At 57.1% G+C, this 18883-nt stretch carries 18 protein-coding genes; 11 read left to right on the top strand and 7 right to left on the bottom strand.

What is annotated here, in order from left to right:
- Positions 1–29: 29 nt before the first annotated feature.
- Positions 30–458, top strand: coding sequence for an Lrp/AsnC family transcriptional regulator (locus DA792_RS07660; RefSeq protein WP_009571123.1), 429 nt, complete (start codon positions 30–32; stop codon positions 456–458).
- A 101-nt stretch (positions 459–559) separates the two neighbouring features.
- Positions 560–1309 (top strand): helix-turn-helix transcriptional regulator, encoded by a 750-nt coding sequence (locus DA792_RS07655; RefSeq protein ID WP_107719432.1) that lies wholly within the window; start codon positions 560–562, stop codon positions 1307–1309.
- A gap of 357 nt (positions 1310–1666) precedes the next feature.
- Here DA792_RS07655 and tsf read toward each other — a convergent pair whose 3' ends face one another.
- Positions 1667–2542: a translation elongation factor Ts gene (gene tsf / locus DA792_RS07650; protein ID WP_107719431.1), complete on the bottom strand. Its 876-nt coding sequence runs from the start codon at positions 2540–2542 to the stop codon at positions 1667–1669.
- Positions 2543–2647: 105 nt separating this feature from the next.
- Positions 2648–3421 (bottom strand): 30S ribosomal protein S2, encoded by a 774-nt coding sequence (gene rpsB / locus DA792_RS07645; RefSeq protein WP_107719430.1) that lies wholly within the window; start codon positions 3419–3421, stop codon positions 2648–2650.
- Positions 3422–3699: 278 nt separating this feature from the next.
- Between rpsB and DA792_RS07640 the strand changes: the two genes are divergently transcribed.
- From DA792_RS07640 to DA792_RS07630, 3 genes are all read left to right on the top strand, one after another.
- Positions 3700–4593 (top strand): PfkB family carbohydrate kinase, encoded by an 894-nt coding sequence (locus DA792_RS07640; protein WP_107719429.1) that lies wholly within the window; start codon positions 3700–3702, stop codon positions 4591–4593.
- Complete coding sequence (locus DA792_RS07635; RefSeq protein WP_107719428.1) at positions 4590–5516, top strand: pseudouridine-5'-phosphate glycosidase; 927 nt, start codon at positions 4590–4592, stop codon at positions 5514–5516. The genes DA792_RS07640 and DA792_RS07635 overlap by 4 nt, the downstream gene beginning before the upstream one ends.
- A 157-nt stretch (positions 5517–5673) precedes the next feature.
- Positions 5674–6402 (top strand): DUF502 domain-containing protein, encoded by a 729-nt coding sequence (locus DA792_RS07630; RefSeq protein ID WP_107719427.1) that lies wholly within the window; start codon positions 5674–5676, stop codon positions 6400–6402.
- A gap of 33 nt (positions 6403–6435) precedes the next feature.
- Here the strand turns inward: DA792_RS07630 and DA792_RS07625 are convergent, their stop codons facing one another.
- Both DA792_RS07625 and DA792_RS07620 read right to left on the bottom strand, forming a co-directional pair.
- The gene (locus DA792_RS07625) at positions 6436–7491 is read right to left on the bottom strand and encodes a patatin-like phospholipase family protein (protein WP_107719426.1); all 1056 of its coding nucleotides are present in this window, start codon (positions 7489–7491) and stop codon (positions 6436–6438) included.
- A gap of 134 nt (positions 7492–7625) precedes the next feature.
- Positions 7626–8411, bottom strand: a complete 786-nt coding sequence (locus tag DA792_RS07620) for a 3-hydroxybutyrate dehydrogenase (RefSeq protein ID WP_107719425.1) — start codon at positions 8409–8411, stop codon at positions 7626–7628.
- Between the two features lie 387 nt (positions 8412–8798).
- On the opposite strand from DA792_RS07620, the gene DA792_RS07615 reads away from it, so the two are divergent.
- The 3 genes from DA792_RS07615 to DA792_RS07605 all read left to right on the top strand — a co-directional run bounded on the left by DA792_RS07615 (position 8799) and on the right by DA792_RS07605 (position 11495).
- Complete coding sequence (locus DA792_RS07615; protein ID WP_107719424.1) at positions 8799–10613, top strand: extracellular solute-binding protein; 1815 nt, start codon at positions 8799–8801, stop codon at positions 10611–10613.
- A 61-nt stretch (positions 10614–10674) separates the two neighbouring features.
- A complete protein-coding gene (locus DA792_RS07610) occupies positions 10675–10788 on the top strand; it encodes an entericidin EcnA/B family protein (protein WP_107719423.1) in 114 nt (37 codons plus the stop codon).
- A gap of 218 nt (positions 10789–11006) precedes the next feature.
- Positions 11007–11495: a GFA family protein gene (locus tag DA792_RS07605; protein ID WP_107719422.1), complete on the top strand. Its 489-nt coding sequence runs from the start codon at positions 11007–11009 to the stop codon at positions 11493–11495.
- Between the two features lie 46 nt (positions 11496–11541).
- On the opposite strand, the gene DA792_RS07600 is transcribed toward DA792_RS07605, so the two are convergent.
- Together DA792_RS07600 and DA792_RS07595 are read right to left on the bottom strand one after the other, a co-directional pair.
- Complete coding sequence (locus tag DA792_RS07600) at positions 11542–12198, bottom strand: helix-turn-helix domain-containing protein (RefSeq protein WP_107719421.1); 657 nt, start codon at positions 12196–12198, stop codon at positions 11542–11544.
- Positions 12199–12338: 140 nt separating this feature from the next.
- A complete protein-coding gene (locus DA792_RS07595) occupies positions 12339–12575 on the bottom strand; it encodes a hypothetical protein (protein ID WP_107719420.1) in 237 nt (78 codons plus the stop codon).
- Positions 12576–12905: 330 nt separating this feature from the next.
- Between DA792_RS07595 and DA792_RS07590 the strand changes: the two genes are divergently transcribed.
- The 3 genes from DA792_RS07590 to DA792_RS07580 are packed head-to-tail and all read left to right on the top strand — an operon-like array spanning position 12906 to position 15384.
- Positions 12906–13592 carry a DsbA family oxidoreductase gene (locus DA792_RS07590; RefSeq protein WP_199908136.1) on the top strand — a complete coding sequence of 229 codons (687 nt, stop codon included), beginning with the start codon at positions 12906–12908 and terminating at the stop codon, positions 13590–13592.
- The gene (locus DA792_RS07585; protein WP_107719419.1) at positions 13589–14125 is read left to right on the top strand and encodes a methyltransferase family protein; all 537 of its coding nucleotides are present in this window, start codon (positions 13589–13591) and stop codon (positions 14123–14125) included. The genes DA792_RS07590 and DA792_RS07585 overlap by 4 nt, the downstream gene beginning before the upstream one ends.
- A gap of 59 nt (positions 14126–14184) precedes the next feature.
- Positions 14185–15384 carry a multidrug effflux MFS transporter gene (locus tag DA792_RS07580; protein WP_107719418.1) on the top strand — a complete coding sequence of 400 codons (1200 nt, stop codon included), beginning with the start codon at positions 14185–14187 and terminating at the stop codon, positions 15382–15384.
- Positions 15385–15388: 4 nt separating this feature from the next.
- On the opposite strand, the gene mfd is transcribed toward DA792_RS07580, so the two are convergent.
- Positions 15389–18880 (bottom strand): transcription-repair coupling factor, encoded by a 3492-nt coding sequence (gene mfd / locus DA792_RS07575; protein WP_107719417.1) that lies wholly within the window; start codon positions 18878–18880, stop codon positions 15389–15391.
- Positions 18881–18883: the final 3 nt, after the last annotated feature.

Raw genomic sequence — 18883 nt, 5'->3', positions numbered from 1 at the left:
AATTGATCATACGTATGGACAGAATGAACATGACGCCCCTTTCCGCCTCTGACCAAGCCCTGATCGCAGCTTTGCGGATGAATGCGCGCATGTCGATCACTGAACTGGCGCAGGTGGCCGGATTGTCCCGCACCACCACGCGCACGCGCTTGGACGCGTTGGTGGCGGAGGGTCGCATTCGGCGCTTTACCATCGAAACCGATGTCGATGTCGAAGGCGAGGTGAAAGCCATCACTCTTGTCGAACTTCAGGGCAAAATGTCCCGCACCGTGATCCGCACCCTGACCCGCATCCCAGAGGTCTCAACCGTCTATGCCACGAATGGATCATGGGATTTGGTGGTCGAGATCAAAACCGACAGTTTGGTGAATTTTGACCGGGTTTTGCGTGAAATCCGCGAAGTGCCTGGCGTGCTCAACTCGGAAAGCTGCCTCTTGCTGGCCCATGTGACCTCCTAACCGCCCACATCTGCGGCAAACATGCCGCGTTTTGCACAGTTGTCAAAGTTGACTCACGGCACCCCTTGTCTGTGTCATGATTTGATCATTAAAATGTGTGCATGGGTGGGAAACAGACCGAAGACAAAGTGCACAGCATTCTCAACGCGACCACCGTTCAGGACGTGTGGGAGCGCATGCTTGGCTATGTGCAAGAGTCTGGTTTTACACATGTTTTATATGGGTCCACCAAGTTCCATACAGATTCAGGTTTTGGCAATGACAATGATCACCTGTTTTTGACCAACCACGGCCCGGATTACATGCAGGGTTATTTTCTTGAAGGCCGCTACCGGAATGGGCCGATGGTGCATTGGGCTCTCAACAATGTTGGTACCTGTTCCTGGGCCTGGGTTGGCGAAAATTTTGATCAGATGTCAGAGCAAGAACGCGAAGTGTCCATGTACAATGCCTCTCGTGGCGTCACCGCAGGATATACAATTGCGTTTCAAAATGCGCTTAAGCGGGCCAAAGGCGCGGTGGGCATGTCGGTCGAACCGTTTGTAGGCACACAGGAGCAGGCCGATGCGATCTGGGCCAAAGAGGGGCGCGAAATCGAACTGATCTGTGGCGTGGCGCATCTCAAAATCATCACAATGCCCATGCCCCAACGGCTTTTGACATCACGCCAACGCGAAGTGCTTGAATGGATTTGCGATGGGAAAACTGTCGCGGATACGGCGCAGATTTTGGGACTGAACAAAGCCACTGTCGAAAAACACCTCCGTCTGGCTCGCGAATCCCTTGGGGTCAGCACGACAGCGCAAGCCGTGCTAAAGGCTTCATTTCAAAACCAAATTTTCACGTTTTAAAGGGACACCTCGTGCATGGAATGACGACATTTCAGACGAAAGCCTATTTTTTGTCCAAAAGGTACGGAATAGCGTAGTTTCGCAGCACTTAAACTTATGCGAGAGTCGGAATGTTCCTGCTTTCGGGGCTTGGCCTTTGGAACGCGGGAGGTTGGGATCGCACACGTTATTTCGCTTACCAACGTCCTACAGGGGGTGCGGACCTATTGATCGGTTTGGTGCCCCCTTTTTACATCGAAATCGCCCCTGTCCCATGGCATTTTCCGTGGCATTAATTTTTCTCATCGCCCCACGCCATAAAAAAGGGCCGACCCAAAGGTCGACCCCATTCTTTTCGCAATCGAATGACGGAACGCTTTAGCCTTGAGCCGCTTTCGCAACTTCAGCGGCAAAATCTTCTGCCACTTTTTCAATGCCTTCGCCGACTTCGAGACGCACGAAACCGGTGATTTCCACGCCAGCTTCTTTTGCAGCCGCTTCAACAGTCAAATCGGGGTTCACCACGAAAGCCTGACCCAAAAGCGTGGATTCAGCGATGAATTTCGCCATCCGGCCTTTGATCATGTTTTCGATGATGTTTTCCGGCTTGCCAGATTCACGTGCGATGTCGATCTGAACTTGCTTTTCTTTCTCGACGATGGCCGGATCGAGATCCGCTTCGCCCAGAGCCGCCGGGTTGGCCGCCGCAATGTGCATGGCAACCTGTTTGCCAAACGCATCGTTTGCGCCATTGAGACCGACGAGAACGCCGATTTTGCCCATGCCGTCAGCCACGGAGTTGTGGACATAGGTCACAACCGATGCAGCCTCGATTTTGGCCATACGACGCAGGCCCATGTTTTCGCCGATGGTCGCGATCTTGTCGGTGATGATCTCGGACACAGCTTTGCCGTTCACTTGGGCCGCGTTGAGCGCCTCAAGATCGTCAGCCGCCAGAGCCGCAGACGCGATGTCTTTGACCATAGCTTGGAATTCTGCGTTTTTACCAACGAAGTCGGTTTCAGAGTTCACTTCGACAGCGACACCAACGCCACCGTCAACAGCCACACCCACGAGACCTTCAGCCGCAGTACGGCCAGCCTTTTTGGCAGCTTTCGCCAAACCTTTGGTGCGCAGCCAATCCACAGCGGCTTCGAAATCGCCATCGGTTTCGGTGAGCGCTTTTTTTGCGTCCATCATGCCCGCAGCCGTTGCTTCGCGCAGTTCTTTCACCATTGCAGCAGTGATTGCCATATCGGCTCTCCTCGAATGTCTTTGATCAGTCTCGGGGGCGGGCTTACCCTGCCCCCGTATCAATTTTGTAACGCCCGCGCGCAAATCGCGCAGCGGGTCGTCAAATTAGGCCTCGGAGGCTTCGGCTTCGGCCACAGCTTCTTCAGCCATCGCTTCTTCGAATGCACCGATGTCAACGCCAGCGGCGCCCATCTGAGCGGTCATACCAGCCAAAGCAGCACGAGCGACAAGATCGCAATAAAGCGAAATAGCGCGCGACGCATCGTCGTTGCCCGGGATGATGTAATCCACACCGTTCGGGGAACAGTTGGAGTCAACAACAGCCACAACCGGGATGCCGAGTTTTTTGGCTTCGAGAATGGCCAAGTCTTCTTTTTTCACGTCGATGACGAAGAGAAGATCCGGTACGCCGCCCATTTCACGGATCCCGCCGAGGGAAGCCTGAAGTTTGGCTTGGTCGCGTTCCATGTTCAGGCGCTCTTTCTTGGTGAGGCCTTCTGCGCCGTTTGCCAACGACTCATCAATCATGTTCAAACGCTGAATGGACTGGGACACGGTTTTCCAGTTGGTCAACGTGCCACCGAGCCAGCGGTGGTTCATGTAATACTGTGCGCATTTTTCAGCGGCTTCGGCAACGGGGCCAGCGGCCTGACGTTTGGTGCCGACGAAGAGAATGCGTCCGCCTTTTGCAGCGGTATCACGCACAACCTGCAGCGCCTGCTCCAACATCGGGAGAGTCTGTGTCAGGTCGAAAATGTGGATGCCATTGCGGTCCCCATAGATGAATTCCTGCATACGCGGATTCCAACGTTGGGTTTGGTGACCAAAGTGTACGCCAGCTTCCAAAAGCTGACGCATCGAGAAATCAGGAAGCGTCATGTCCATAATCCTTTTCCGGTTTAACGCCTGAGCAGAGGTTCCGAGACTGATGTCTCAACCGGTGGACCTATCGAGGATGTCTCCCCCGAAGGCCCGCCTCCGCCTGTGAAGTGATCGCGCATATAGAGGTGTATTTTCCAAAGTGCAAGCCCCTGCCCGCCCAAACGCCTGTGTTTTGACCCCAAGCGCGCGTGAGACACCATTCGGACCGCAAATTTGCGCCCATCTGCGCGGGCAATCCTTGCCATTCGGTCAAAATTACGGTCAAGGATAAGGTCATGAGTACACCACATAATATCCTTTGTATTGGCTCCGTGTTGTGGGATGTCATCGGACGCTCGGATCGCGCCATGCGGTTGGGCTCCGATGTGCCCGGACGGATCATTCGCATTCCCGGCGGCGTGGCGATGAACATCGCCATGGCCTTGGCGCGGTTTGGCCTGTCGCCCGATCTGTTGACCGCCATCGGTCGCGACCCGGCGGGTGATGAATTGATTTTGGCGGCGACCGTGCGCGGCATTGGCACCGACCATGTGTATCGCTCCGAAGACCTGCCGACCGACACCTATATGGCGGTCGAGGGTGCGAACGGTTTGATCGCCGCCATTGCCGATGCGCATTCCTTGGAGGCTGCGGGCGAGAAAATCCTGCGCCCGCTTGCGGATGGGCGCTTGGGCAGCCCTGAGATCCCTTATAAGGGGCCGATCGCGCTCGACGGCAATCTCACCACACAGCTCTTGCGCGACATCGCCATCTCACCGCTCTTTGCTGACGCCGATCTGCGCATCGCGCCCGCCAGTCCCGGCAAGGCCGAACGGCTTTTGCCGCTGCTCGATCATCCACGCGCCACTTTATATGTCAATTTGGAGGAGGCCGGGCTTTTGGCCCACACCCCCTTTGACAGTTCGGCGCAGGCCGCGCAGGCGCTGGTCGCCAAGGGCGCACATCGCGTGTTGGTCACCAATGGCGGCGAAGATGCCTCCATGGCCCGTCACGACATGGTCCTCACCCAAACCCCGCCACCTGTGCTTGTCGCGCGGGTCACCGGCGCAGGCGATACATTTATGGCCGCACATGTTGCGGCTGAATGGCGCGGCGCGGATGAGGCAGATGCGCTCACCGAGGCCTTGAACGCCGCCGCCCAATATGTTTCTGGAGACACCCCCCTATGACCGATCTGAACTCTGGCCTGCCGATGATGTACGCCCCCGAAGTTGTAACCGCCTTGGACACGGGCGCGCCGATTGTGGCACTTGAATCGACGATCATCACCCATGGCATGCCCTACCCGCAAAACGTCGAGACCGCGCGGATGGTCGAGGCGGATGTGCGTGCCGCCGGGGCCGTGCCCGCCACCATCGCCGTGCTTGACGGTGTGTTGCACATTGGCTTGACCGACACCCAGCTTGAAGCGCTGGCACAGGCCACCAATGTGATGAAAGTCTCCCGTGCCGATATGCCCGTCTGTATCGCCCTTGGTGCGACGGGTGCCACCACCGTGGCCGCCACGATGATCGCCGCCGAGATTGCCGGGATCAAAGTCTTTGCAACGGGGGGCATTGGCGGTGTGCATCGCGGGGCCGAAGAGACCTTTGATATTTCCGCCGATCTGTTGGAACTGGGTGAAACGGCTGTTACCGTTGTGGCCGCTGGCCCCAAAGCCATTCTCGACATCCCGAAAACCCTCGAAGTGTTGGAAACCCACGGCGTGCCGGTGATTGCCTATGGCCAAGACGACATCCCCGCCTTTTGGTCGCGGGCCTCGGGTCTCAAAGCGCCGTTGCGCCTTGATCGCGCCGAAGACATTGCCCGCGCCATGCAAGTGCGCGCTGCGATGGGCCTGAAGGGCGGGCAGTTGATCGCCAATCCGATCCCGGAGGCGGATGAAATCCCGCAAGAGGTGATCATGCCCTTTGTGGACACCGCATTGAAAGAGGCCGAGGCCCAGGGCATTTCGGCCAAAGAGGTCACACCATTTTTGTTGCAGCGGATTTTTGAGCTGACCGAGGGCCGTTCACTCACCTCCAACATCGCCTTGGTGCGCAACAATGCAAAACTTGCCGCGCAAATCGCCGCGGCCCTGTGCGCCAAGTGAGGCCTTCGGCGATCAGATTGACGCCGGACTGTGAAATTTGTGCGAATATTATCATGCTCGGGCGTTTTCCGCGCCGCAGCTTATTGTGTCTTAACCTATGCCCGCCTAAGTTCTGGGAAACTGGCCCCTTAGCCCATAAAGCACTGTCAAACTCGCGATGACCAACCCTTTCGAAGACAGCACTCACCCGCATCCGCGCAAACCAAGTCTTGGGGCGCGGTTGCGCGCGGCGTTTCTGACCGGCCTCGTCGTCGTCGCCCCCATCGGCCTGACCGCCTATGTGATCTGGACGGTGATCGGTTGGGTTGATGGCTGGGTTTTGACCTTTGTGCCGCAAGCCTATCATCCCGACGCGCTGATCAACCGCTTCTTGGGCTACACCGATCCTTTGGAACAAATTCACATCAACCTGCGCGGCGCGGGTGTGATTATTTTCCTGCTGTTCACCGTTGTCGTTGGTTGGATTGCCAAGGGCCTTGTTGGGCGCTCTTTGATCCGTTGGGCCGAACGGCTTGTTGATCGCACCCCGATCGTGCGCTCCATCTATAATGGTCTCAAACAGATCGCCGAAACGGTGTTTTCGCAATCCGACACGTCTTTTGACAAAGCCTGTCTGGTCGAATATCCGCGCCGGGGCATCTGGGCGATTGGCTTTGTCTCGACCAACGCCAAAGGCGAGATCGCCGCGCGCACGCCAAGCGATGAAACGATGTTGTCGGTGTTCGTGCCCACAACCCCCAACCCGACCTCTGGATTTTTGTTGTTCTTTCCCGAACATGACGTGGTGATTTTGGACATGTCGGTCGAAGACGCGGCCAAGCTGGTGATTTCAGCCGGGCTTGTCTATCCCAACGCCAAAGACCCGTCTCAGCCCGCATCGAAATAAATCCCGGCGCGGCTGGGGTGCGCGCAGCTTAGATCAGCCAAACATCTCTCTGAGATTGACACTTGCGCGCTGACCCAGATCGTCAAAATGCGCGTCCAAAAACCGGTCACAGGATGCCCGTCCGGCCTCTTTCATCCGCATCAAAAGCATCGGAGACGGTGCCATTTTTGTGCGGACAGACAGCTCCTGCATCAGATCGTCATCGGCGATCATATGGATCAACACATCTTTCATACTGCCCGCAGGCAAACGATTTTCGGCAATCAATTCTCGGACAAATTGCACCGCGCGCAACTCACGCAACAGTGAGGTGTTGAATGAAATCTCGTTGATGCGGTTTTGGATCTCTTCCGGCGTCGTCGGCGTGCCCGGACGCTCCAGCGGGTTGATATTGACGATCACCACGTCTTGCGGAAACTCCGGTTCAAACAATGGAAACAGCGCCGGATTGCCGGTGTAACCACCGTCCCAATAGGGATCGGTGATGCCCGTCACCGGATCGGTCAAATCGACGGCCTGAAACAACTCAGGCAAACAGGCCGAGGCCAAAACCACATCCGTTGTCACCTCATCATGCGAAAACACCCGGATTTTCCCGGTGCGCACATTGGTGGTGGAGATGAACAACGCAGGCCCCGCCCCGGTATGCAGAATGTCGCATTCCATCGCATCGACGATGGGTTTGAGTGGGTTTTGATAAAACATCCCGTACGCATAGGGGCTGACCATTGTTGCCACAGATTCGAAAAAGTTAAACGGCATTGCCGCTTCCATCATCTTGGTCACAAGCTCCGTGGTCGGCCCGAATTGCCGCAACCACGCCGACAAACGCACATCATTGATCGCGCCCATTTCCGCCCAAAGATCATCGAGCGCCGCCTTGGCACCCGCACGGCCATCCCGCACCATCCCGGCCTTAAGCGCCACGCCATTCAACGCCCCCGCGGACGTGCCCGAAATGGCGGCAATCTCGATCTCGTCATGTTCCAACAGCCGGTCCAGAACCCCCCAGGTAAAGGCCCCATGCGCGCCCCCGCCCTGCAAAGCGAGGTTGATCTTTTTGGGCTTGATCTTGGGTTTACGCGTCATCTGGGGCCCTTTCCGGGACACTTATGAAACACGCGCCGCGTGGATCGCCGCGCGCGTCTGAACAGTATATGTGTTCTCAATGCTGCATCACAGCGCGATCAAAGTCGCATCCATGATGCAGGCACAGATTGCGCTTACAGCGCAGTCCAACCACCATCGACCGAAATCGTCGTGCCGGTGATTTGCTTGGCATAGTCAGAGGCCAAAAACACGCAAGTGCCGCCCAATTCCTCAACGGTCGCAAATTGTTTCGACGGCTGACGATCCAACAACACCTCACGGATCACGGTGTCGCGGTCCATGTTATACTGCTTCATCGTGTCGGGGATTTGCGCCTCCACCAACGGCGTCAACACATAACCGGGGCAGATCGCGTTACAGGTGATCGGCTCTTCGGCGGTCTCCAGAGCGGTGACTTTGGTCAGGCCGACGATGCCATGTTTGGCGGCGACATAGGCGGATTTATAGGGCGATGCGGTCAAGCCATGCGCCGAGGCGATGTTGATCACCCGGCCCCACCCGGCTTTGCGCATCATTGGCAAAGCGACGGCGGTGGTGTGAAAGGCGGAGCTGAGGTTGATCGCGATGATCGCGTTCCATTTTTCAACCGGAAACTCATCAATCGGGGCAACGTGTTGAATGCCAGCGTTGTTCACAAGAATATCGCAAGCCCCCGCGCTTTCGATCAGGGCGCGGCAGTCGTCGGATTTGGACATATCGGCCTGGATATAGCGCACCTCGACACCGTGCTCTTTGGCCATGTCTTTGGCCAATTGATGATCTTCGTCACGGTCCGTGAAGGAATTGAGGACGATGTTCGCCCCTGCTTTGGCCAACTCATGGGCGATGCCAAGCCCGATACCGGAATTCGATCCGGTGATGACGGCGGTTTTGCCTGAAAGTGGTGTTTGCGTGCTCATAGCAGGTCTCCTTGATCTGTTCCCTCATAACTTACGTGCTGCGGGTGCAAAACAAAGGGGAGAATCATATTTACGGCAAAGAATCGGGGTCACACTGTGGCGAGGCAAACTGTGATCGCGCGTGAACACACGTCATCAGAGCCTATGAAAATCCGCAAATGCGCCAAGCCTGATTGGGGTTTTCTCAAAATCAGGACAAAAAAAACGCCCGCACAAGGCGGGCGCTGAGTTATTGAGGCAGGTTTCATACAGGCAAGAAACCTATCGAGCAGTGAGGTCTTTATACGCGTTTCTCCGCCGCACTCCAAGCTAAAAGTTTGAATTCACATCCAAGTCGTCGTAGTTTCACAGCCAATAATAACGCAAAACAAAGGCATTGTTCGCGATATGGCACAGCAGTTTTTCCAAACCCTACGCACAACATCTGCGGTGGCCGCCCTTTGCGTTATGGCCAACGCGCTTTCGGCCGCACCGCAAACCGGGTTGGCGATGTATGGCGATCCTGAATTGCCCGCCGATTTCACCGCCCTGCCCTATGTCAATGCCGATGCGCCCAAAGGCGGGGCGATCATCACCGGCGAAGGTGGCAGCTTTGATAGCCTCAATCCCTTTATCCAAAAAGGCAAAGCGCCGTGGCAATTGCGCTACCTTATGGCCGAAAGCCTGATGGGACAGGCGTATTCCGAACCTTTCACGCTGTATTGCCTGCTCTGCGAAACGGTTGAGACCGACACCGATCGCACCTGGGTTGAATTCACTCTACGTGACACGGCCAAATTCTCTGACGGCACCCCGGTCACGGTCGAGGACGTAATGTGGTCCTATGAAACGCTCGGCACCCAAGGCCATGGCCGTTACGCGGCGCTGTGGGGCCAGATTGAGAGTATGGAACAGACCGGAGAGCGCTCAGTCAAATTCACCTTTAACACGCCCAATCGCGAATTGGCGCTGTTGACGGCGATCCGGCCCATTTTGAAAAAAGCCTATTGGGACGACAAGGAGTTCACCCAATCCGGCTTTGACAATATCCCCGTCTCCTCCGCCCCCTATGTGATCACGGATGTGCAACCCGGCATGTTTGTCGAACTGACGCGCAACCCGGACTATTGGGGCAAAGACGTGCCGTTCATGCGTGGTCAGGCCAATTTGGACACCATCCGGTTGGAATATTTCGCCGACGCCTCTTTGGTGATCGAGGCGTTTAAGGCCGGCACGCTCAATGCGCACCGCGAATTCAACATTCAGACCTGGCAAGACCAATATGATTTTCCTGCCGTCACGCGCGGCGACGTGATCAAATCGGTGATCCCACATCAACGCCCCACTGGCATGACTGGCTTTGCGATGAACACCCGCCAGCCGCAGTTTGCCGATTGGCGCGTGCGTCAGGCGATGATCGAAGCGTTCAATTTCGACTATATCAACGAGGCCCAGACCGAGAGCCAACAGACCCGGATCACCTCCTATTTTTCCAACTCGCCGCTTGGCATGCGCCCCGGCCCCGCTGAGGGTCGCGTGGCCGAAATCTTGGCCCCCTACACAGACCAGCTTTTGCCCGGTACGCTTGAGGGCTATGACTTGCCCGAGACCTCAGGGCGGGAATTGGACCGAGGTGCGATACGCCGCGCGATCGGATTGATGGAACAGGCCGGATGGACGATCCAAGACGGTCAGATGAAAAACGCTGCCGGACAGCCCTTTGCCTTTGAGATCGTGCTCAAGGTCGGTGATGGTGAGAACCAGTCGATCATCGACACTTACACGCAAATGCTGCTGCATCTCGGCATCACACCGAAAATCTCCGTCGTCGATTCCGCGCAATACACACAGCGGATGGAGACGTTTGATTTTGGTATGACTCCGGTGCGCTATGGTCTCTCGCTCAGCCCCGGCAACGAACAATACGCCTATTTCGGCCAAGCCGCCGCCGACACCCCCGGCTCGCGCAACATTGCCGGGATCAGTGATCCGGTGGTCGATGCGATGATTGGCAAAATGTTAGATGCCGAGAACCGCGAAGACAGTCTTGCCGCCACCCGCGCACTCGACCGCGTGCTGATGGCGGGTCGTTATGCCATTCCGCTCTATGCGTGGAACGACAGTTTTGACGCACATGTGAAAGAGCTAAAATATCCGGACACCTTGCCGCTCTACGGCGACTGGATTATGTGGCGGGAAATGACATGGTATTGGCAGGAGTGATCCGCCGCGTGTGATCCGCCAAGCCTGATCCGAAACACCTGTGCCTATTGGGAAGACAAACATGAGAAAAGCAGCCCTCATCCTCCTCACCCTCGCGCTCACCTCTTGCGGCACTGTCGCCGGCGTGGGCGAAGACATCACCGGCGCCTCGCGCACGGTTCAGGGATGGTTCTAAGCGCGGTGTTTTTCAAAGGCATCGCGTTGATCCTCTGTCTGAGTTTGGGCCTCTCCGGCTGCGCTGTCGCACGCGTGGGGGCGAAAGCCACGAAAGCGACAGTAAAGACCACGGCGAAAGTGGTTTTCTGATCCGGCCAATCAAGAGTTTTGCTTCCATCGCCGGTGTCATGTTACGCTGAACCGCATCAGCCATAGGTCACATGAAAGGTGGGCGACATGTCGATTGGGCACACTGGCCGCTGTCTTTGCGGCGACGTTGTCTATGATACGGGCAGCGCGCCACTCTGGGTGACAATCTGTTACTGTCGGTTCTGCCAGCGAGCGACCGGTTCAGATCGGATGATCGAACCTATTTTCGAACACGAGACCTTCGACTTTACCAAAGGCCATCCGTCCGTATTTACCCTAGCTTCAGAGGGCAGCGGAAAGGCTGTCCATGTCCACTTCTGCTCCACATGTGGAACCAAGCTGGCCCTGACCTTTGAGCGTTGGCCAGACCGGTTGGGCATCTATATCGGCACGCTTGACGATCCGACGTCGATCGTGGCGACGCCCGAAAACAGCAAACATATCTTTGTCCGTGAAGCCCGGCCCGGAACAATCCTGCCCCCTGGGGTCAAGACCTATGACAGCCATGCTACAGAAAACGACGGCACCCCCATCGCGCCCACCGTCTATGGCTCGCCACATGTCACCGGCCAATGAGGCGACACATTCGACGGTCAAAACTTCGACGGTCAAAACAGTGAGATCACGCCAGCGAGGTGACCCACAGGATCATCGCATCTTCCGGGCTGACTGAGATCACATTATGCCCCATCGACGCGTCATAATAGGCGCTGTCGCCCCGGCGCATTTCGACCGGTTCATAGAATTCGGTGATCAATTTGATCACCCCGGTGAGCACGTAAAGAAACTCTTCGCCATCATGGCGCACCCAACCATCGAACTCTTCGAAATCACGCGCCCGGATCGTGGCACGATAGGGCAGCATGGATTTTTTGGTCAGCGCTGTCGCCAACATTTCATGCTCATAGGTCGCGGTGGGATGGCCCGTGCCCTCACCCGATTTCGTCACCGCCATGCGACCGGAAATCTGCGCCCTTTGCGGCGGTGTGAACAGTTGTGGCACCGAAATCTCAAGCCCCACAGCGAGCTTTTTAAGCGCATCATAGGTCGGTGACATCTGACCGTTTTCGATCTTGGACAGGGTGGACCGCGCCAGACCGGCCTGTCCTGCCGCCTGCTCTAACGTCCAGCCGCGGGCCTTGCGCAGATCGCGCACGCGCAGGCCCAAATCCAAAGGCCGCGCCTCATCGGGGGCGCCATCGCCACTTTCGCGGGCCAATCGGATCAGGCTCGGGGTGCGGGCGTCCAAATCGGTGTTTGATGTTGGTGTATCGCTCATGCGGATCTTTTAGCGCCTGTGAGACAAAAAAGAAAACCCCCGGATGCTGTTCACGCATCTTCGGGGTTCTTGGGACGGGCGGTAGCTTGGGGAACTGCTCGTGAGGTTTCCGCCGACCCTAAATCTGATGACCTTTAGCGCTATTTGCCGCTCGGCAATTCGCCGGTCAAAAATTCGATTTGGCTGAGATTGTCCGATTGGACCCGCGCCACCAATGTGTCCAGCGCACCACCGGCAATCGCCAAAGCCGCCAAGAGACCCATCGCAAGTGTCGCAACAGGCATGCGCATCCGGCGACGGAAAGAAAGTGCATCATAAGACCCATTGGGGCCGCGACCTTGAAAGGTGCTGAACTGCTTGCCGGAGATATACGCCATGATGATGAACCCTGTTGAACACTAAAAAATCTGTCGTTGCAGTGAGTTAACCACGAGTCGCGCGCCGCGTCACGCACCTCGAACTGTAACACACCACCCCCTCTCAGCCGCAATTCACACGGGAACACAGAGAGAACAATTCATGAATTCACACAGTTTGCAAAGTTGCAAACCCACCCCAAACACAAGATGTAGGTCAATGAGAACGCCTGTCGGACTGGAAAACGTGAGCTATCGGAATATTTTCCTTTTCTCACCCCTCCCGCCTGAGAGCGTCATGGGGTATGTACGTTCGACCCATTTGACGCCTCAGCCCTTCGGAGCCCGCCCATGATCTCGCCTGTGATCCCGCTTGATATTTTCCACGATCCGATCTGCCCTTGGTGCGCCATCGGCAAAGCCCGGCTCGACCGCGCCTTAGAGGCCCGCCCCGATCACCCCTTTGCTTTGCAATGGCATCCGTTTCAATTGAACCCGACGATGCCCAAAGGCGGCATGGAGCGGCAGGCCTATTTGAACGCAAAATTCGGTGGCACCGAGGGCGCAGGCAAAGCCTACCTGCCGCTCATCGAGGTCATGTTGAAGGAAATGCCAAAAGTTGACCTCTTGGCGATCAAGACCACCCCCAACACCTTGGACGCGCATCGGCTGATCCATTGGGCCGGGATCGAAGGTCGTCAAACACCGATGGTCTCTGCCCTGTATCGTGCCTATTTTCAGGACGGTCGCGACATTGGTGATGTCGAGACGTTGGTTGCGCTCGCGGAACGTGTTGAAATGGACGCGGACGCGGTGCGTCGCCTTTTGCTCTCGGACGCCGATGTCGAAGAGATCCAAACCCGCGACACCCATGCGCGTGAGCGCGGCGTGAATGCCGTACCACTCTATATCGTTGCCAACCAACATGCCGTCGAAGGCGCGCAGCCGCCCGAACTTTGGCTGCAGGTGATTGATGAACTCAATGCCCAGATCGCCGCAGACGATCAGGGGGATGACCCATCACAGGCCTTGATATGATCCCATCCGGGCTTTGGATCGGACTGTTTGGTGCCCTCGGCTGGATCACGATCCTGACCCATGCCCTGATGTGTCCTGCGGCTCGGATTTGGCCACCAAAGCACCGCGCCGGACCCGTGGCCGAAGCGGTCACCGTGATGTGGTCTTGGGGGCTGACCATCTGCATTTATGTCGGATTGGTCCGATTGGGCGCAGAGGACGGCACTGTGTTGGACCTGCCAAACCCGCTACGCTGGATCGGCGGCGGTGCCTTGGCGCTGATCGGCTCAGCGTTGCACAGTTGGGGCACGGCGGCGCTTGGCCTCAAAGCCACCTGCGGCTTTTGCCCGGACGCCGCACCCTGCGACACAGGCCCATATCGCCACATCCGCCATCCGCAATACCTTGGCCAAGGCCTGTCCTTTCTTGGTCTGGCGCTGATCTCTGGTGGAGACCGCGTCTGGATCGTCGCCTGTTTGGGGTGTTTGGCGCTTCTCTTCGCTGCAAACCGAGAGTCTGCGCATCTACGCACAGCCCCTCAAACAGCGGCTTGACTGGTCAAATCAAGGCCCGCCTCATATGGTGCCGCGACCTTTATTGACAGGATACCTCCATGCCCCGCCGTTTGCCGCAACTCGAATTCACGGCACTTTTAGCCCTGCTTTTTGCCATCGTCGCCTTTTCCATTGATGCCATGCTGCCCGGCCTGCCCGATATTGCCGCCGACCTCTCCCCAAACGACCCAAATCGGGCGCAACTGGTGCTTGCGGCTTTTGTCTTTGGTATGGGGTTTGGCACGTTGGTCAGTGGACCGATTTCCGATCATTTCGGACGCAAACCTTTGATCCTGCTTGGCCTTTTGCTTTATGCTCTGGGGGCGATCTTTGCCGGGCTATCGCATTCCATGGAGATGATGCTTGTCGGTCGTGTCCTTCAGGGCTTTGGTGCCGCCTTCCCGCGCACCGTCGGCGTGGCCATGGTGCGCGACCTCTATGAGGGGCGCGATATGGCCAAAATCATCTCCTTTGTGATGACGATTTTCATGCTGGCCCCCGCCGTCGCCCCCTCTGTCGGGGCGTTGATTATTGGCCACTTTGGCTGGCACGGGGTTTTCGCGTCTTTTGTGCTTTTGGCCGCGATCAGTGCCCTGTGGTTTGGCCTGCGCCAAGGCGAAACTCTGGCCCCGGAAAATCACCGAAAGCTCAATCCGCGCGACCTGATGCAGGGCGTCCGTCAGGTGCTTGGCATCTATAATGTCCGGCTTTACATCCTGATCCTGACCCTTGGATTTGCGCAGATGTTTTCCATCCTCTCCTCGGTCCAACCGATTTATGACCAAGGTTTTGATCTTGGCGCAAGCTTTCCCTATTGGTTCGGCGCCACCGCCATCCTCAGCGCCGCAGGGGCCATCATAAACGGCAATTTGGTGACCCGTTTGGGCATGCATGTCATGATCCGTTTGGGCTACCGCATTGCCGCCATCGCCTCTCTCATCGCGCTGATCATGAACCTGACAGGCCTCGCCGGGGCCACCCCCTTTGGCTTTGCCGTGTTCTTTTTGTGGACGGTGGCGATGTTCTTTATCAACGCCTTCACCTTTGGCAATTTGAACGCTCTGGCCATGGTGCCTTTGGGGCGCTTGGCGGGCATGGGCAATTCGGTGATCGGTGCGCTGTTCACCATGGGCTCCGTGGTGATTGCCGCCCCGGTTGGGTTGATGTTCAACGGCACCCCGGTGCCGGTGATGGTCGCGGGATTGATCTGTTCTGGGCTGGCTCTGGTGTTGTTCCGCATGGAGAAACCAGAGGCCTAATCCGTTACTTTTTAGGCGCTTGAGATGCGGACTTCGCGTGATTGGCAAGGTCTTGGGCGATGGAGAACGCGCCCTTGATCTTGTCGGAATCCCGCGGCCAATCGCGGCGCACGATGATCTTGTTGTCCTTGACCTTGGCCTGACCTTTTTGCGCCTGAATGAAATCAACAAGCCCGACCGGGTTGGCAAATTTGTCATTGTGGAACTGGATCGTCGCCCCTTTTGGTCCGCCATCCAGACGGGCAATCCCGGCGGCGCGGCATTTCTCCTTGATCCGAACAACGAGCAATAAGGTATTGACCTCTTTCGGCAATTTCCCGAACCGGTCAATCAATTCTGCGGCAAAACCTTCAAGCTCCACCTTGGTGTGCAGGCCAGACAGGCGGCGATACAGCCCCAAACGCACATCAAGATCGGGCACATAAGCCTCTGGAATCAAAACAGGAACGCCCAGATTGATCTGCGGCGCCCACTGCCCATCATCGTCCAAAGTGATCGCCTCTTGACCGGATTTGATCTTGGCAATCGCCTCTTCCAACATCGCTTGGTACAGCTCAAACCCGACCTCTTTGACATGGCCGGACTGTTCCTCGCCAACCAAATTGCCCGCGCCGCGAATGTCGAGATCTTGCGAGGCCAAGGTGAATCCAGCCCCCAACATATCAAGCGATCCGAGCACCCGCAGCCGCTTCTGCGCCTGTGGCGTCAAAGGCGCGCGCGGTTTGGTGGTCAGATAGGCATAGGCACGGGTTTTGGCACGCCCCACCCGGCCCCGAATTTGGTAAAGCTGCGCCAGCCCAAACATATCGGCGCGGTGAATGATCATCGTGTTGGCGGTCGGAATGTCGATGCCGCTTTCGACAATGGTCGTCGCCAAAAGCACATCATATTTGCCGTCGTAAAAGGCGTTCATCCGGTCGTCCAACTCGCCCGCCGCCATCTGACCATGGGCGACGACATGGGTGACTTCGGGCACTTGGTCCTGCAAAAAGGCCTCAATCTCGGGAATGTCTTTGACGCGCGGCACGACGAAGAAACTCTGTCCGCCGCGATAATGTTCGCGCAGCAAGGCCTCGCGCACCGTCACCGTATCGAATTCCGAGACATAGGTGCGGATTGAGAGGCGGTCGACCGGCGGCGTGCCAATAATGGACAAATCACGCACCCCGGTCATCGACATTTGCAATGTGCGCGGGATCGGTGTGGCCGAAAGAGTGAGGACGTGAATGTCGGATTTGAGCGACTTCAGCCGCTCTTTATGGGTCACACCAAAGCGTTGTTCTTCATCGACGATCAGCAAGCCAAGGTTTTGAAACCGCACATTTTTCGCCAAAAGCGCATGGGTGCCGACGACAATGTCGATCTCGCCAGAGGCCAGCCCGTCGCGGGTTGCCGCCATGTCTTTTTGACTGACAAAGCGCGACATCGGCCGCACATTGACCGGCAGGCCACGAAAGCGTTCAGCGAAGGAGCGGAAATGTTGCCGCGCCAAAAGCGTGGTCGGGGCGATCACCGCCACCTGCGCACCAGACAGGGCCGCAATAAAGGCCGCGCGCATCGCCACTTCGGTTTTGCCAAAGCCGACATCGCCGCAAACCAACCGGTCCATCGGTCGCCCGGCTTCAAAATCTTCAAGCACATCTTCGATGGCCTTGAGCTGATCCTCGGTCTCCGAATAGGGGAAGCGCGCGCAAAACGCCTCCCACATGTCTTGTGGCGGGATCATGATCGGGGCTTTGCGGATGTGGCGTTCGGCGGCAATGCGGATCAGCTTTTCAGCGATCTCGCGAATGCGGTCTTTCATCCGCGCCTTTTTCGCCTGCCATGCGCCACCACCAAGCTTGTCGAGCAAGCCTTCATCATGGCCATACCGACTTAAAAGCTCAATGTTTTCAACAGGAAGGTAAAGCCGATCCCCGCCCGCATATTCGAGCAAAAGACATTCATGCGCCGCCCCCAAAGCGGTGACCACCTCAAGCCCACGAAAAATCCCGACACCATGATCAACATGGACAATCAAATCGCCTGCACTGAGTGACGAGTGCTCGGTGAGGAAATTTTCGGCGCGCTTTTTGCGGCCCGGACGACGCACCAAACGGTCGCCCAACACGTCCTGTTCCGAAATCACCGTGACCGATTGGCCCTCGCCAGTCGGGGCCTCAAACCCCTCTTCGAGCGCCCAGATCGACAGGAACACCCGTCCCAGACTTTGGCTTTGTCCGTCTGGCACATCACGCCAATCGTCGATCTCAACCAGCCCGGTCATGTCTTGGTCTTCGAGCAGCGTTTTCAAACGATCCCGCGCGCCCTCGGACCATGAGGCAAGCACCACCGACCCTTGTTTGCGGCGTTTCTCAACATGCTCCGCCAACTCTTCAAAAAGATTGACGTTTTCCATTTGACGCTCTGGCGCAAAATTGCGTCCTACGCGCCCGCCTGCGTCCAAAACACCGGGACCTGACGCCTGTGGCAGCGGGTGGAAATGGATCACCCGACGGCCCGCAATCGCCACCTCCCAAGCGGCATCATCTAGGTACAAAAGCGCTGGCGGACAGGGTTTATAGACGCTGTCCATCCGGCCCTTGGCCTTGAGCGCCTCACGCCGGGCATCATATTGATCAGCGATTGAATCCCAACGTGAAAGACGTGCCGCAGTCGATTGATCATCAAGGGAAATTGACGCATCCGGCATGTAGTCAAACAACGTGTCGAGCCGGGCGTGGAAATAGGGCAACCAATGCTCAAGCCCGGCGTGTTTCTTGCCCGCTGAGACCGCTTCATAAAGCGGATCATCGGTGCCTGCCGCGCCAAATTCAACGCGGTAATTTTGTCGAAACCGGGTGATGGATTCCTCGTCCAAGATGACTTCGGACACCGGGGTAAAGGTGATCTCGTCCAGGCTGTCGATGGTCTTTTGGCTGGCCGGATCAAAACGGCGCAGCCCGTCCAATTCATCGCCAAAGAAATCAAGCCGCACCGGCAGTTCCTGCCCCGGAGGAAACACATCAATGATGCCGCCACGGATTGCGTAATCGCCATGTTCGACCACGGTTGGCGCTTGGGTAAAGCCCATGCGCACGAAAAAACTGCGCAGTTCGGCCTCGTTGACGCGCTGGCCTTTGCGCATGACAAACGCCGCTTGTGCAAGCATGTCACGGGTCGGCACCCGCTGGGTCGCAGCAGAGAGCGTGGTCAAAAGCACAAAGCGTTTCGGCATCGCCCCATGCGCCAGCGCGGCCAAAGTGGCCATGCGCGCGGCGGCGACATCAGAGTTTGGAGACATCCGGTCATAGGGCAAACAATCCCAAGCCGGAAAGTCGATCACCGGCAGATCAGGTGCAAAAAACCGCAGAGCGGCGCGCAGAGCGGCGAGACGTTTGTCATCACGCGCAACATGGATCACCGGACCGTTTGAACGGCTGACCTCGCGGGCCAAAAGAAAGGCGTCGAACCCCTCGGGTGCGCCCCCAAGGGTGAGATGGGTGGAAGGTTTCATCAC

The sequence above is a fragment of the Celeribacter baekdonensis genome (assembly GCF_003047105.1).
In the GTDB taxonomy this organism is placed as follows: Bacteria; Pseudomonadota; Alphaproteobacteria; order Rhodobacterales; family Rhodobacteraceae; genus Celeribacter; species Celeribacter baekdonensis_B.
Note: the sequence above shows the minus strand (reverse complement) of the source record. Positions and strands in the feature narration are given on the sequence as shown.